General features: G+C 55.0%; 16 protein-coding genes and 3 tRNA genes. 9 read left to right on the top strand and 10 right to left on the bottom strand.

The features are described 5' to 3' along the window. Positions 1 to 194 precede the first annotated feature (194 nt). Together B3K78_RS12455 and B3K78_RS12450 are read right to left on the bottom strand one after the other, a co-directional pair. Positions 195 to 917, bottom strand: a complete 723-nt coding sequence (locus B3K78_RS12455; protein WP_204996354.1) for a UDP-2,3-diacylglucosamine diphosphatase — start codon at positions 915 to 917, stop codon at positions 195 to 197. Between the two features lie 3 nt (positions 918 to 920). Further along, a complete protein-coding gene (locus tag B3K78_RS12450) occupies positions 921 to 1415 on the bottom strand; it encodes a peptidylprolyl isomerase (RefSeq protein ID WP_204996355.1) in 495 nt (164 codons plus the stop codon). A gap of 150 nt (positions 1416 to 1565) precedes the next feature. Between B3K78_RS12450 and B3K78_RS12445 the strand changes: the two genes are divergently transcribed. Both B3K78_RS12445 and cysS read left to right on the top strand, forming a co-directional pair. Then, positions 1566 to 3242 (top strand): glutamine--tRNA ligase/YqeY domain fusion protein, encoded by a 1677-nt coding sequence (locus B3K78_RS12445; protein ID WP_286695711.1) that lies wholly within the window; start codon positions 1566 to 1568, stop codon positions 3240 to 3242. Between the two features lie 95 nt (positions 3243 to 3337). Continuing rightward, positions 3338 to 4735, top strand: a complete 1398-nt coding sequence (cysS, locus tag B3K78_RS12440) for a cysteine--tRNA ligase (RefSeq protein ID WP_349676120.1) — start codon at positions 3338 to 3340, stop codon at positions 4733 to 4735. On the opposite strand, the gene B3K78_RS12435 is transcribed toward cysS, so the two are convergent. The 3 genes from B3K78_RS12435 to folD are packed head-to-tail and all read right to left on the bottom strand — an operon-like array spanning position 4732 to position 6611. Beyond that, positions 4732 to 5097 carry a VanZ family protein gene (locus B3K78_RS12435; protein WP_286695710.1) on the bottom strand — a complete coding sequence of 122 codons (366 nt, stop codon included), beginning with the start codon at positions 5095 to 5097 and terminating at the stop codon, positions 4732 to 4734. The two genes, cysS and B3K78_RS12435, sit on opposite strands and share 4 nt — an antisense overlap. Before the next feature lie 2 nt (positions 5098 to 5099). Further along, positions 5100 to 5756 carry a lysophospholipid acyltransferase family protein gene (locus B3K78_RS12430; protein WP_204996358.1) on the bottom strand — a complete coding sequence of 219 codons (657 nt, stop codon included), beginning with the start codon at positions 5754 to 5756 and terminating at the stop codon, positions 5100 to 5102. 9 nt (positions 5757 to 5765) lie between these two features. Next, complete coding sequence (folD, locus tag B3K78_RS12425; protein WP_286695709.1) at positions 5766 to 6611, bottom strand: bifunctional methylenetetrahydrofolate dehydrogenase/methenyltetrahydrofolate cyclohydrolase FolD; 846 nt, start codon at positions 6609 to 6611, stop codon at positions 5766 to 5768. 166 nt (positions 6612 to 6777) lie between these two features. On the opposite strand from folD, the gene B3K78_RS12420 reads away from it, so the two are divergent. The 3 genes from B3K78_RS12420 (at position 6778) to B3K78_RS12410 (ending at position 7055) form a co-directional block, all read left to right on the top strand. Further along, a tRNA-Pro gene (locus B3K78_RS12420) sits at positions 6778 to 6854 on the top strand. A 24-nt stretch (positions 6855 to 6878) separates the two neighbouring features. Beyond that, positions 6879 to 6955, top strand: a tRNA-Arg gene (locus tag B3K78_RS12415). A 24-nt stretch (positions 6956 to 6979) separates the two neighbouring features. Beyond that, positions 6980 to 7055 (top strand) — tRNA-His (locus B3K78_RS12410). Between the two features lie 173 nt (positions 7056 to 7228). Here the strand turns inward: B3K78_RS12410 and B3K78_RS12405 are convergent. The 5 genes from B3K78_RS12405 to B3K78_RS12385 form a co-directional block, all read right to left on the bottom strand. Next, positions 7229 to 7987: a pyridoxine 5'-phosphate synthase gene (locus B3K78_RS12405; RefSeq protein ID WP_286695708.1), complete on the bottom strand. Its 759-nt coding sequence runs from the start codon at positions 7985 to 7987 to the stop codon at positions 7229 to 7231. Positions 7988 to 7999: 12 nt separating this feature from the next. After that, positions 8000 to 8578 (bottom strand): peptidylprolyl isomerase, encoded by a 579-nt coding sequence (locus B3K78_RS12400; protein WP_286695707.1) that lies wholly within the window; start codon positions 8576 to 8578, stop codon positions 8000 to 8002. A gap of 4 nt (positions 8579 to 8582) precedes the next feature. Continuing rightward, complete coding sequence (locus B3K78_RS12395) at positions 8583 to 9254, bottom strand: TIGR04211 family SH3 domain-containing protein (RefSeq protein WP_204996361.1); 672 nt, start codon at positions 9252 to 9254, stop codon at positions 8583 to 8585. An 87-nt stretch (positions 9255 to 9341) separates the two neighbouring features. Then, complete coding sequence (locus B3K78_RS12390) at positions 9342 to 9641, bottom strand: YciI family protein (RefSeq protein WP_204996362.1); 300 nt, start codon at positions 9639 to 9641, stop codon at positions 9342 to 9344. Positions 9642 to 9643: 2 nt separating this feature from the next. Then, positions 9644 to 10357 carry a VC0807 family protein gene (locus B3K78_RS12385; protein WP_286695706.1) on the bottom strand — a complete coding sequence of 238 codons (714 nt, stop codon included), beginning with the start codon at positions 10355 to 10357 and terminating at the stop codon, positions 9644 to 9646. 114 nt (positions 10358 to 10471) lie between these two features. On the opposite strand from B3K78_RS12385, the gene B3K78_RS12380 reads away from it, so the two are divergent. From B3K78_RS12380 to scpB, 4 genes are all read left to right on the top strand, one after another. Beyond that, on the top strand, positions 10472 to 11299 hold the full coding sequence (locus B3K78_RS12380; RefSeq protein ID WP_286695705.1) for a PHP domain-containing protein: 828 nt from the start codon (positions 10472 to 10474) through the stop codon (positions 11297 to 11299). A gap of 18 nt (positions 11300 to 11317) precedes the next feature. Beyond that, positions 11318 to 11947, top strand: a complete 630-nt coding sequence (locus B3K78_RS12375; protein WP_286695704.1) for an L-threonylcarbamoyladenylate synthase — start codon at positions 11318 to 11320, stop codon at positions 11945 to 11947. Positions 11948 to 12075: 128 nt separating this feature from the next. After that, a complete protein-coding gene (locus tag B3K78_RS12370) occupies positions 12076 to 12909 on the top strand; it encodes a segregation and condensation protein A (protein WP_204996583.1) in 834 nt (277 codons plus the stop codon). Next, on the top strand, positions 12909 to 13531 hold a 623-nt coding region (gene scpB / locus B3K78_RS12365), incomplete at its 3' end, for an SMC-Scp complex subunit ScpB (protein WP_286695703.1). The genes B3K78_RS12370 and scpB, both read left to right, overlap by 1 nt.

Here is a 13531-nt window from a genome sequence, read left to right as displayed (position 1 = left end):
GAGTTCCTGATATTACCGTATTGGTCGTTATATACGGGGTAACTCAGCAATACTTATGCCAGTCTTCTTGGGGGCTTTCGGGGTGCGTTGTGCAGTGTGGGCGCTAATGACGAGCATGCCATACCGCCCCAGTGAAAAAGAAAGTGCGCGAGTTTGGGGCGGCCTTTCGCAAACGCCCAAAAGTGGTGCGCAATTTAGATATCGAAGGCGCGGAGTACGATCTCGCTATCCTTGCAATCGAGCACCCAGCCTTGGCGGTGCCAGTCGCCGAGTACGATGCGTTCGGCTGGCTTGTTGTTAAGGGTAAAAGCATGTCGCGCGGGACGATGAGTGTGGCCGTGAATCAGTCGCTGGCAATGATGCTGGGTCATGATGCGTTCTACCTCTGAGGGCGTGACGTCCATGATATCTTCGGCCTTGTTGCTATTGGCTTCACTGCTGGCGGCGCGCAGCTGTTTGGCGAGGGCGCGGCGCTCGCTAAGACTTTTGCTTAACACCTGTGCCTGCCACTCTGGAGAGCGAGCCATTGCCCGATACTGCATATATTCGGCGTCGCCGGTGCATAGGCTATCGCCATGCATCAACAGCGTGGGCTCGCCGAGTAAGTCGATCACGCAGGGGTCGTCGAGGCGTGTTGCCGAGACCGCTTGGCAAAATGCATCACCGACTAAGAAGTCGCGATTGCCGTGCATAAAATACACTTGGCAGCCGGTATTGCTGAGTTCGAGGAGGGCGGTTTTGACCTGCTCAATCAGGGGGCTACTGTCATCGTCGCCCAGCCAGCTCTCAAAGAAGTCGCCAAGAATGTAGAGCGCGTTCGCCTTGGAGGCGTCGTCTTGCAGAAACTGGCAGAACGCCCGGGTGATATCCGGGCGCTGCTCGTCAAGGTGCAAGTCTGAAATAAACAGACTGCGCATAGCCTAGCCTTGCCACTCCGCTTTTTCGATGATCACATCGTCGGCGGGAACGTCTTGATGACCCGCGGCGCTGGTAGTGCGTACCGCTTTAATTTTTTCAACAACGTCCATACCTTCGCTGACTTTGCCAAATACCGCGTAGCCCCAGCCCTGCATGTTTTTGCCGCTGTGGTTCAGGAAGTCGTTGTCTTTCACATTGATAAAGAATTGCGCGCTGGCAGAGTGTGGGTCCATGGTGCGTGCCATTGCCAAGGTGCCAACAGTGTTTTTGAGGCCATTATCTGCTTCGTTTTCAATGGGCTCGCGGGTTGCTTTTTGTTTCATGCCGGGCTCGAAACCGCCGCCTTGAATCATAAAGCCGTCGATAACGCGGTGGAAGATGGTGCCGTCGTAAAAGCCTTCCTCAACGTACTGCTTAAAATTTTCTGCGGTCTTGGGCGCGTTTTCGAAGTCGAGTTCGATCTTGATGTCACCAAAATTTGTTTTAAAGATAACCATTTGCGTTGATTCTCGCTTATAAGCCGAAATTAAAGCCGCTATAATACGGTTTTTGCATTGGCGGCGAAACCGGGCCTACGTTTGCCGTCGACAACCTTTATGCATCGTGCGCCTGTCACTGGCGCAATAAACCAAGAGATTTGCGATTCAATGAGTGAACAAGACGTCACTGGTAATAACTTTTTGCGCGGCATCATCCGCAAGGATATCGAGGAAGGCCGCCTGAGTGGTTCACTGGTCACCCGATTTCCTCCGGAGCCCAATGGCTTTTTACATATTGGTCACGCCAAGTCGATTTGCCTGAATTTTGGTCTGGCTGAGCATTTTGGCGGCCAGTGTCATTTGCGTTTCGACGACACCAACCCCGCCAAGGAAGAGCAGGCCTATATTGATGCTATTCAGGAAGATATTCAGTGGTTGGGCTATCAGTGGGCAGGGCCAGTACGCTATGCCTCTGATTATTTTGACACGCTCTATGACTACGCGGTGGCGTTGATCAACGCCGGTAAGGCATACGTGTGCGAACTTAGCGCAGAGCAGGCGCGAGAGTATCGCGGCACGTTAACTGAGCCGGGCCGAAACAGTCCCTTTCGCGAGCGCAGTCCTGAAGAGAACCTCGCTGAGTTTGAGGCGATGCGCAACGGTGAATACGAAGAGGGTGCGAAAGTGCTGCGCGCCAAAATCGACATGTCAGCGCCGAATATTAATTTGCGCGACCCGATCATTTACCGCATACGCAAGCAGACCCATCACCAAACGGGTGATAAGTGGTGTATTTATCCCACCTATGACTTCACTCACGGTCAGTCCGATGCCATTGAGGGGATTACGCACTCGATCTGCACCTTGGAGTTTGAAGATCATCGCCCGCTGTACGAATGGTTTATAGAAAACCTGCCGGTGCCAGCCGAGCCCAAGCAGTATGAATTTGCGCGCCTGAATATCAATTACACCGTTACCAGCAAGCGCAAGTTGAAAGCACTGGTTGACGAGAATATTGTCGCTGGCTGGGATGACCCGCGCATGCCGACTATTGCCGGGATGCGTCGCCGTGGCTTCACGCCCGCAGCGCTGCGCCATTTTTGCGAGATGGTGGGTGTGGCCCGCAGTGAGGGGATTGTCGACATGGCGATGCTTGAGCACGCGATCCGCGATGACCTCGATAAAAATGCGCCGCGCGCAATGTGCGTGATGGATCCGCTAAAGCTGGTTATTCACAATTACCCGCAGGGCCAGGTGGAGCAGCTTGGCGCACCGGGCCACCCCAATCGCGATAACCTGGGTGAGCGCCAGCTACCGTTCACGCGCGAGGTTTATATCGAGCGTGATGATTTCCGTGAAGAGGCGAACAAGAAGTTCAAACGGCTGGTGCTGGGTAAAAAAGTGCGGTTGCGCAATGCCTATGTGCTGCTCGCTGAGCAGGTGGTCAAAGATGAGCAGGGCAATATTGTTGAGGTTCACTGCAGCTATGACCCAGATACTCTCGGTGCAGACCCCAGCGATGGCGTAAAGCCCAAGGGGGTGATTCACTGGGTTTCTGCCAGTGAAGGTCGTCGGGCGACGGTTCGCATTTATGACCGGCTCTTTAACCACGCCTCACCGGATCGCGGCGGTGAAGATTTCTTGGAGCATGTTAACCCCGACTCATTGAGTGTTGTGGAAGACTGCTGGATAGAGCCGGGCTTGGCCAATTGCGCGCCGGAGAGCCGTTTCCAATTTGAGCGCACCGGCTATTTCGTTGCTGACCGTTACGAGCACTCGGCGGAGCAGCCCGTATTCAACCGCACAATTGCGCTGCGCGATAGTTGGGGTAAGGCGGAGGCCTGAGGCCACCACATAGGCACGACACATAAATAGTCACTACCCTTAAATAGATACTCGGCGCTTCTCTACGCGCCGACGGAATAAGCGAAAGCATCAGTATGCAGATATACAACACCCTGAGTCGCAAGAAAGAAGCCTTTACACCGATCGAAGCTGGCAAAGTGAAGATGTACGTTTGCGGCATGACCGTCTACGACTACTGCCACTTGGGGCACGCGCGGGTGTTGGTGGCTTTTGATGTGATCAGCCGCTATTTGCGCGCCAAGGGTTACGAGCTGAACTATGTGCGCAATATCACCGACATCGATGACAAGATCCTGCGCCGTGCAGACGAAAACGGCGAGGATTACACCGCGTTGACCGAGCGCTTCATTACGGCGATGCATGAAGATGCGGAGCGTTTGGGGGTAGCGCCTCCGGATGCCGAGCCGCGAGCGACTGGGCATATAGAAGATATTCTGGCAATGATCGCACGGTTGATCGAGCGCGGCTTTGCCTACGCGGCAGACAACGGCGATGTTTACTATCGTGTGAGTCGCTTCGAGGGCTACGGCAAGCTATCCGGTAAGAAGCCAGACGAATTGCTATCGGGAGCGCGAATAGCGGTTGACGAGGCCAAAGAAGACCCGCGCGATTTTGCGCTGTGGAAGGCCGCAAAAAGTGGCGAAGTCAGCTGGCCGTCACCCTGGGGAGAGGGGCGTCCTGGTTGGCACATCGAGTGCTCGGCGATGTCCACCTGCTGCCTGGGCGATAATTTTGACATTCATGGCGGTGGCCCGGATTTGGTTTTCCCTCACCATGAAAACGAAATCGCGCAGTCTGAGGCGGCTACCGGTAAGCCCTATGCGAACACCTGGATGCATGCCGGGGCCGTGCGTGTGGACAACGAAAAGATGTCCAAGTCACTGGGTAACTTCTTCACTATTAGGGAAATTCTCGACAAATATCACCCGGAGGTGGTGCGCTATTTTCTGATCTCCAGTCACTACCGCAGTGCCATCAACTACTCCGAGGATAATCTGCAAATTGCCAGGCAAAACCTCGAGCGCTTCTACCACGCCCTGAAAGGGCTGCCCGTCGAGCCGGTAACGCCATACAACAAATTGCCAGCAGACAATCGCTATGTGCAGCGCTTTGATGCGGCCATGAGTGATGACTTTGCAGCGCCGGAAGCGCTGGCTGTGTTATTTGACCTGGTGCGCGAGCTCAATAACGCCCGCGCCGCTGGCGAGGACGCAGTAGTGACAGAACAGGCGGCGCTGCTGCGTTCGCTCGGTGCGCTTCTGGGTATTCTGGGTTGCGAGGCAGAGGCCTTCCTGCAGGCAGGTAGTGCGGGTGAATTGAGCGCCGAGGAGATTGAATCCTTGATCGCCGAGCGGGTACAGGCCAAGAAAGACCGGGATTTTGCTCGCGCCGACGGTATTCGTGCTCAACTGCTTGAAGGTGGCGTGGTGCTAGAAGACAGTCGCGAGGGGACGACCTGGCGGCGGGCCTAAGCTCGCCGACGTCGGCGTTTAATTATTGCGCCAACCGCGCTCATTATTGCAAAGGCAATAACCACTCCGAGGCTATTGGCAAGCAGGTCGCCGCCTGAGGGCGCGCGGCCGGGCATCCAGGATTGCCCGTATTCCATGGCGGCGCTGTAGAGAATAATCGCGATGGCGAATAGCAGGCGCCCGCGCAGGGTGTTGGCAACCGGATAAGCGAAGCCCATAAACACTGCGTAGGCAATGAAGTGTTGGGCTTTGTCCCAGAGCGTGATGTCCGGCAAGGTGCTGGCGGGCGTTAGTGATAGGGCGGTGATTACAGTGGCGTACACGGACAGCAGCAGCCATTGCTGCCAGCGCTTAAGCCACATGGCTATACCTTCTCTTGCCGGTAGTCGTCAGCCAGCAGTCCTTGCAGTCGGCGCTCGGCGACCTTAGTGATCGCATCCACATCGGTGTCTGCTGAATAATCTTCAAGCGGGAAGCGCTCGTTATGGAATGTCACTGAAGTAAAGGGCAGTGGAACCTTGAATTTGTCCCAGGTTGATTGAATCCGCCAGCCTTTGTAATCCACACGCATTAAGTAGAGCGGGAGTCCGGTCTTTCTCGCGAGTGCTACCGCGCCGGCTTTCATTTCGTGGCGTGGGCCGCGAGAGCCGTCTACCGTGAATACCGTTACCGATGCCGTTTTACTTCGTCGCAACAGCTGGAAAAACGCATCGCGGCCGCCGCGGCTCGGTGAGCCAAGTGCCACTTGGTAACCGTAGCGCTCTAGGGCTTTACCGATGGCGTAACCAAAGTGATTCTGTGATGCGATCGTGCTGGCGTTGCTGTGCGCAAAGTACTTGCACAGCGGCAGTAGCTCGTCGTGAAACACCGCGATTACGCACGGCGTTTCAATGCTAGGTTTATTGCGAAAGCGCACGCTGCGCGTCAGCAAAAATAAACCGTGCATAAAGCCGATTAAAATACCGCGTGCTGCTTTCTGCCCCGGGCCAATAACCTTGGGCTTGCGTTGTCGTTTTGCCACGGAGTCGCCTTAGGCCAGTGCTTTCTCGCCTGAATCGACGCTTTGGAATATGAGGGTGTTAATGGTCATGGGGCCAACACCGCCCGGTACCGGAGTAATGGCACTTGCGCGCTCGTGCAGCGGGGCGAGTTCAATATCGCCAACGCCGCCTGGGTGGTAACCGGCATCGACGACGACGGCGCCATCTTTCACCCACTCAGCTTTAATAAACTCCGGTTTGCCCACGGCGCCGACGAGAATATCGGCCTGCTTGATCAGCACGGGCAAATTTTGCGTTCGGGAGTGGCAAATGGTGACTGTGGCATTGGCTTCCAGCAACATCATTGCCATGGGCTTGCCAAGAATCGCGCTGCGGCCAACGACAACAGCGTGCTTGCCTTCGATATCAATCTTATAGTGCTCCAACAGGCGCATGATGCCTTTGGGGGTGGCGCAGCCGTAGGCGTCTTCGCCCATTGCCATGCGGCCGAAGCCCAGGCAGGTGACGCCGTCGACATCTTTATGCAAGGCGATAGCGTCAAAACAGGCGCGCTCATCAATTTGGGCGGGCACGGGGTGTTGAAGGAGGATGCCGTGCACATTGCTGTCGTTATTCAGTTCGTCGATCTTTGCCAGCAACTGCTCGGTGGTCGTGGAGGAGGGCAGCTCAACGGCCATAGAGTCCATGCCCACGCGTCTGCAGGCGTTGCCTTTCATCTTTACGTACGTCGCAGAGGCGGGGTCGTCGCCAACCAAAATCGTCGCCAGAATGGGGGTTTTGCCACCGGACTTTTCTTTGAGTGCTGCCACTCGAGTTGAAAGCTGTTGTTCCCAGCTTGCCGCCAGTGCCTTGCCGTCCAGAATTTGTGCCGCCATCCCGGTTGTCTCCGAAAAAGATGATTGAAAATAAGCTGTTATTGTCGCACGCCGAAAATGCACTGGCCAATAAAGTCGTAAGTTTTTTTTCTAAAATTGTTGACGCCTCAGAGGTGTCTGCGTATCATGCGCAGCTCCTGTAAGGGGGCATGAGTTACACATGTTTCGGGGTATAGCGCAGTCTGGTAGCGCGCCTGCTTTGGGAGCAGGATGTCGGGAGTTCGAATCTCTCTACCCCGACCATTTCGTCAACTCTTGACGCTTTTTGCGCCCGTAGCTCAGCTGGATAGAGCAACGGCCTTCTAAGCCGTCGGTCACAGGTTCGAATCCTGTCGGGCGTGCCATTACAGGTCAAGTCATACGTTATGGTGGCCGTAGCTCAGTTGGTAGAGTCCAGGATTGTGATTCCTGTTGTCGCGGGTTCGAGCCCCGTCGGCCACCCCATCTTATTGTCTTAATTTTCTCCTCGAATTATTTGCCGTAGAGCATCGCGACGGTCGTCGTGTCTTCGTGCATTATGTTTTGATGCTTTGTTTATTGCGTTTGGGTGGGCATCCCGGCGGCGTTCCAGCGGCCTGTGTTTGCGCGCTGCTAATAACGCCGCCTCGCGGAGCAGTCTAGCGCAGGCAGTCCAGGTAGGCGGCAATCGCTCGATCCAGGCCAAGTTCAATAGCGTCCACGGTGAAGGCGTGGCCGATCGACACTTCCAGCAGTTGATCCACGCTGCGCTTGAAGAGCGCTAAGTTGTGCAGGTTAAGGTCGTGGCCTGCATTCAGGCCCAAGCCGCTTTCGGCGGCAACGCGGCTGGCGTTGACGAAACGGGCGAGGCAGTTCTCCTGCTGAGGGCTCCCATAGGCTTGGGCATAGGGGCCGGTATACAGCTCGATGCGGTCGGCGCCGAAGGTTTTGGCTAGGCGTATTTGTTCGGCATCGGGGTCCATAAACAGGCTGACCCGCACACCCATTGTACGAAGCTCTTCGATAATAGGCGCAATTTTTTCTCCGTCGCGCTTGAGGTCGAAACCGTGGTCGGAGGTTAGCTGGCTGTTGTTGTCCGGCACCAGGGTGCACTGAGCGGGGCGAGTCCGGCGAATGATCTCCATGAAACCGGGATAGTCACTGACGCCAGTCCGATCGCTTTTCATGGGGGCGGCCAGCGGGTTGCCTTCAATATTAAACTCCACGTCCAGCACGTCTGCTAAGGCGTAGCAGTCGTCTGCCCGTATGTGGCGCTGGTCGGGGCGAGGGTGGACGGTAATACCTTGTGCGCCTGCAGCAATACAGCGCTTCGCGTGTTCGATGACACTTGGGTACTCGGTGTCGCGCGAGTTTCTAATTAAGGCAATTTTGTTCAGGTTGATGCTGAGTGCGGTCATCGCGGCCTCTGGCTATTTAGTGGCGGGGCTTGCCTTGCTGATGCTGATTCGCTCCAGAATAATCGGCTCCATGGGCACGTCCTCAAAGTCGCCGACGCGCTGGGTGCGCACATTGCTAATGTCTCTTACGACATGCTGCCCATCAATGACATGGCCGAACACCGCATAGCCGTCGCGGCCCATGCGTGCGTCGAGCGACAGATTCATTCGCAGGTTAATAAAAAACTGCGAGCGGGCACTATTCGGGTCGTCGGTTCTCGCCATGGCAACCGTCCAGCGCTGATTGCTCAGCCGGCTGGCCTTGGACTCGTTAACAATCGGTTCGCCGTTGGGTTTTTCAACCATATCCGCTGTAAAGCCGCCGCCTTGAACGACAAAGCGGCGAATGACGCGATGAAAAATGGTTCCGTCGTAGAAACCGCTTTTCGCGTAATTGAGGAAATTTTCCACGGTAATGGGCGCGCGGTCTGGCAACAGCTCAATGCGGATATCTCCCTTGCTGGTGTGCAGGGTGACAACGGGCTTATCGCCAGCGTGGGCAGGCGCGATGCTGAGTGAGAGTAAAAGGCATAAAAAAGCGGTTATACGCATCGTCTTAGCCCCATTCGGAACGCCGCTTAGGCATCATGCGTGGGACGATTAGAGCGATCATTACGCCGATAAGCACCGCGAAAGCGCCGTTTAGGAAAAATTCGTTTTCTTTGTTTTCACGCAGGCGAGCGTTATCGGTCTTGAGCACATCGACCTCACTGCTCAGCATCTGGTTGCTCTCAAGCAGACGGCGGTTGTCGCTGTCGAGTTTAATGGCGTTGGCAGAGATGCGTTTGATCGCATCCAGCTCTTCGCTGAGGGCGGTGTTCTCACGTTCTAGTTGTTCCACAATGGAGGCAGTTTGCTCACTGCTTTGCGTGGTGTTTTTGAGTTGCTCGCGGAGGGCTTTGTTTGCCTCACTGAGTCTGCTGAGTTTGGCTTCCGCTTCTTTTAAGCGTGTGCGTGCAACGGGCGCCTCGACAAGGTAGTGGCTGGGCAGCCAGCCTTCGGTACCGCTTGTTGTTTTGACTTTAGAGTAGCCCGTGCTCTCGTTGGTGGTAATGAGTTCAAGCTTAGTGCCACTGGGCAGGCCGCGATGAACGATTCGGTATTTGCTGCCATCCCCAACACGAAGTGGTACATAAACCTTGTCGCTGATATAGCGGGTTTCGGCGAACAGTTGGCCAGACAGGGTGAGCAGGACGGTCACAAGGCCGAGAAGGGTGAGTTTCTTCACTGTTAATTCCACTTTAAAAAATTGCGGTAAGGTATTAATGAATAAGAGTAATGTACATGGTTGCAGACTGCAATTTGGCGCCCTGTTCTAGGGCAGTACTTTTTTAAACGGTTTTACACTAACTTTGCTGTACACGCCGGCCGCAATGTAAGGGTCTGCATCGGCCCACCGCTGAGCATCTTCCAGGCTGGGAAATTCGGCGATCACCAGGCTTCCGGTGAAACCCGCGTCTCCCGGGTCGTTGCTGTCAATGGCGGGGTGAGGGCCGGCAACTAAGAGCCTGCCATCGGCTTTTAGTTCCTCTAGGCGCGCGAGGTGGGCAGGGCGCGCGGTCAGGCGCTTTTCTAAGCTGTTGCTGACGTCTTCACTGAGAATGGCGTAAAACATGATTAGTTTTGATCCTGGTGTAATCTAAAAATCTGTTCGAGCTCCAGTGCTGTGAGGCTCTTAACTCTGTTCATTAGGTAGAACAGGGCGCCCATCATCACGATTGTGCAGGGCAGTGCGATGACGGGAAAGCTGAGTCCGGTCATTTTTCCCAGCTGGGCACTGTACTCCGGGGTGCCTGGAGGGCTGACCAAAATAAACTTGGCGAGCAGGTAATTCAGGGTCGAGGACAGGAAAAAAGAGAAAGCCAGTAAGTAGGTTGCTCGGCGAAGGGCTACGTTGAAGGCGTTGTGGGCATTGTGCTCACTAAGCGCCTTCTCGATACGCGCGGTGTCGACAACCTCATCGTTGAACAACAGCGTTTTGATCAGCGGATAGGGCGTGTATAGTGACAGCAACGTAGCAAGGCCTATCAGGCCGGGGATCGCCGCCTCTTTAATGGCGATATATTGAGGGTCCAGCTCCAACAGGCTGATCCCGCCGGTCAGTAAGATGCTGACGAAACCGAGTATGGAAAAAATGTTGGTGCGGCGGGTTTTAATATAATCCCATGCGCCGAAGCTCACGGGAAAAGCCAGTGCGATAATGATGCTCAGGCTAGGCCCCAAGTCTTCTTCGCCGCTGAACTTGGTGAGTATCAGCGTCGGTATCACAATATTGAATAAAAGGTTGGTCACGGCACTGTGCCGTGGCTTGCCCTGATTGTTTGGGGGCATGGTTCGTCCTGTGGTCGGGATTGTCTGCGCGAATGCGCGGCTCACTATAACCATTTTCCCGCGTTATCACTAGCGCAGGGGGTGAGCGCCACAGAGGTGCTGGAGTATTAAAGCTTGATAATCGATTTACACACCCATAGCACCGCCTCCGATGGCGGTTTGACCCCCAAGGAGTTGGTGGCGCGCGCGGTCGATCGTGGCGTTGATCTGTTGGCAATTACTGATCACGATACGGTCGATGCTTACCAGGCGCTAGAAGACCTTCCCGGCGATCTGCAGCTGGTGTGTGGTGCGGAGTTTTCATGCAACTGGAATGGCGTCAACATTCACGTATTGGGTTTGGGGCTGGACGTATCTGAGCCGCTGCTGTGCGATGCCATCGCGGGGCAGAAAGTGGCGCGGGAGCAGCGCAGCGAGACAATTGCCGCCCGTTTAAGCAAGAAGGGCATCGATATTGATGTTGAGGCATTGCGGAGCAGTGTGGCTGACCGGCCGCTGGGTAGACCAGACTTCGCCCGTTATATGGTTGAAAAGGGCTATGTGGGGTCGATGAATGAGGCCTTTGACCGCTTTTTGGGCGCTGGCAAAATTGGCGATGTAAAGGCGATGTGGCCATCGTTGGCGTCTGTGCTGTCATGGATACACGCTGGCGGTGGTGTGGCTGCGATTGCTCACCCTATGCACTACAAAATGACCAATGCAAAGCTGCGTCGCTTGCTCACAGAGTTTAAAGACCTGGGCGGCGAGGCGCTGGAGGTGTGTAATGGCCGGCCTGCGGACCAAGAGTTACGTTACCTACGTGAGCTGTGCAGGCACTTTGAATTTGAAGCGTCGGCTGGCAGTGATTTTCACCACTTAAGCCAGTGGTGTGATCTTGGCTGTGATGCCGAGGTAGTGGGAAATTGTCAGCCGGTATGGCAGCGTTGGCTAAGGGCCAGCTGACCGCATTTAAGGATAATTATGAGTCAATTTTTTCAGATCCACCCCGAAAATCCACAGTCACGGTTAATCAAGCAGGCGGCCGATATCGTCCGCAGTGGCGGCGTGATCGCTTACCCCACTGATTCGGCCTATGCGCTGGGCTGCCACCTCGGGGATAAAAGTGCATTGGAGCGTATCCGAACGATTCGTCGTTTGGACGACAAGCACAATTTCACGCTGATGTGCCGAGATCTTTCTGAGCTGGGTAATTATGCCCGGGTTGATAACAGCAGCTTTCGCCTGCTCAAAAACCTTATTCCCGGGCCTTACACTTTCATCTTGCGTGCCACGCCCGAGGTCCCTAAGCGCCTTCACCACCCCAAGCGCAAGAGCGTGGGCCTGCGCGTACCCGACAACCAAATTTGCCTGGACCTACTAGCAGAGCTGAATGAGCCGCTAATGAGCGTGAGCCTGATCTTGCCAGGCGAAGACTTGCCGATGACGGACCCCTATGACATTCGCGATACGCTGGCGAACCAAGTCGATTTGGTGATAGACGGCGGTTACTGTGGCATGGAGGCAACGTCTGTGGTCGATCTCGTGGATGACGTGCCAGTAGTGCTTCGCCGCGGCCTTGGCGATGTCAGTCAATTTGAACAAGCGCTGTGACGCTCGAGCAGATAGCCGTATAATCGCCGGCTTAGTGAGAATAGGGGGCGCTCGTGCAGCAGGGCAACGGTCAGGATAACGAACAGCCGGTAGCAGAAAATCTGCCCGGTGCGCCCCGCCGTGCACCCATGCAGCGTGCCATGGACATTGTTAGCCTTAAGGCGCTGCGCAGTCGGCCCCAGCAGGGTGAAATGCCGTTTGCGATCGTCCAGGGTAAGCCGCTTACCGAGTTGCCAAAGGATTTGTATATCCCCCCTGAAGCCTTGGAAGTCTTCCTGGAAGCCTTTGAGGGGCCGCTTGACCTTCTGCTTTACCTGATAAAGCGACAGAACATCGATATTTTGGAGATCAACGTTGCTCAGATCACTGAGCAATACATGCAGTACGTCAATATGATGAACGCCATGCAGTTCGAGCTGGCGTCTGAGTATCTGTTGATGGCGGCGATGTTGGCGGAAATTAAATCCCGGATGCTACTGCCGCGCTCCAGCGAAGAGCTGGAAGACGACGAAGATCCCCGTGCGCAGTTAATAAGACGGCTGCAGGAATACGAACGCTTCAAGCAGGCCGCAGAGAATATCGATCAGCTGCCGCGAGTAGGCCGCGAAACTTACCTTAGCGAGGTGGCACCGCCGCCAATGAAAAAGGTTAAGCAAGAGCCCGATGTTGATCTGAAAGAATTGATGCTGGTGCTCAGTGAAGTCTTGCAGCGCGCAGATCTGTACATTAGCCACCAGGTCGAGCGGGAAAAGCTGTCCACTCGTGAGAGAATGTCGGAAGTATTAGCGAGGCTGAGCGGCGATACCTTTGTGCCTTTTGTCTCACTGTTCAAACCCGAGGAAGGGCGTCTCGGGGTTGTTGTGACCTTTTTGGCTATTATGGAACTCATTAAGGAGTCTCTGGTTGAAATTGTTCAGTCAGCGCCTTTTGCCCCCATTCACGTTAAAGCTAAGAACACCTGATGATTGACGCGCAGCAGTTACAAAGAATACTCGAAGGGGCGCTGATGGCAGCGGGAAAGCCGCTAACACTCGCTCAGCTGGCTGAACTCTTTGACGAACAACAACGGCCTGCGGCCAATGAAATTCGCGATGCTCTGGCGCAAATAGAGCGGGATTGTGAGGGTCGTGGTTACGAGCTCAAAGTGGTGGCCAGTGGTTATCGCTTTCAAGTGCGAGAAGAGTTCGCGCCCTGGGTAGGTCGCTTGTGGGACGAAAAGCCCCAGCGCTATTCACGCGCGCTGCTAGAGACCCTAGCGCTGATTGCCTACCGCCAACCGATCACTCGCGGTGACATCGAAGAAATACGGGGTGTTGCGGTCAGCTCTCACATTGTTAAAACACTGCTGGAGAGAGAGTGGGTGCGCGTTGTTGGCCATAAAGATGTGCCGGGCCGACCGGCCATGTATGCGACCACGCGTCAGTTTTTGGACTATTTTAATCTCAGTAATCTCGACGAACTGCCCAGTCTGGCTGAGATTGCCGATTTAGATTCTTTGAACTCAGAGCTGCAGTTCGACAAAGATAATCTTGCCGAGGCCAGCGCCGAGTCAAATACTGCCGAAGCCGAAGCCGAAGCCGAAGC

It is taken from the genome of Spongiibacter sp. UBA1325 (genome assembly GCF_002306875.1).
Taxonomy (GTDB): Bacteria; Pseudomonadota; Gammaproteobacteria; order Pseudomonadales; family Spongiibacteraceae; genus Spongiibacter; species Spongiibacter marinus.
This window is presented reverse-complemented; position numbering and strand designations above follow the sequence as displayed.

What these genes read in the sequence shown, in the direction of transcription:
- B3K78_RS12455 (WP_204996354.1), bottom strand. Translation starts at nt 917, where the DNA reads ATGCGCAGTCTGTTTATTTCAGACTTGCACCTTGACGAGCAGCGCCCG.
- B3K78_RS12450 (WP_204996355.1), bottom strand. Translation starts at nt 1,415, where the DNA reads ATGGTTATCTTTAAAACAAATTTTGGTGACATCAAGATCGAACTCGAC.
- B3K78_RS12445 (WP_286695711.1), top strand. Translation starts at nt 1,566, where the DNA reads ATGAGTGAACAAGACGTCACTGGTAATAACTTTTTGCGCGGCATCATC.
- cysS (WP_349676120.1), top strand. Translation starts at nt 3,338, where the DNA reads ATGCAGATATACAACACCCTGAGTCGCAAGAAAGAAGCCTTTACACCG.
- B3K78_RS12435 (WP_286695710.1), bottom strand. Translation starts at nt 5,097, where the DNA reads ATGTGGCTTAAGCGCTGGCAGCAATGGCTGCTGCTGTCCGTGTACGCC.
- folD (WP_286695709.1), bottom strand. Translation starts at nt 6,611, where the DNA reads ATGGCGGCACAAATTCTGGACGGCAAGGCACTGGCGGCAAGCTGGGAA.
- B3K78_RS12405 (WP_286695708.1), bottom strand. Translation starts at nt 7,987, where the DNA reads ATGACCGCACTCAGCATCAACCTGAACAAAATTGCCTTAATTAGAAAC.
- B3K78_RS12400 (WP_286695707.1), bottom strand. Translation starts at nt 8,578, where the DNA reads ATGCGTATAACCGCTTTTTTATGCCTTTTACTCTCACTCAGCATCGCG.
- B3K78_RS12390 (WP_204996362.1), bottom strand. Translation starts at nt 9,641, where the DNA reads ATGTTTTACGCCATTCTCAGTGAAGACGTCAGCAACAGCTTAGAAAAG.
- B3K78_RS12385 (WP_286695706.1), bottom strand. Translation starts at nt 10,357, where the DNA reads ATGCCCCCAAACAATCAGGGCAAGCCACGGCACAGTGCCGTGACCAAC.
- B3K78_RS12375 (WP_286695704.1), top strand. Translation starts at nt 11,318, where the DNA reads ATGAGTCAATTTTTTCAGATCCACCCCGAAAATCCACAGTCACGGTTA.
- B3K78_RS12370 (WP_204996583.1), top strand. Translation starts at nt 12,076, where the DNA reads ATGCAGCGTGCCATGGACATTGTTAGCCTTAAGGCGCTGCGCAGTCGG.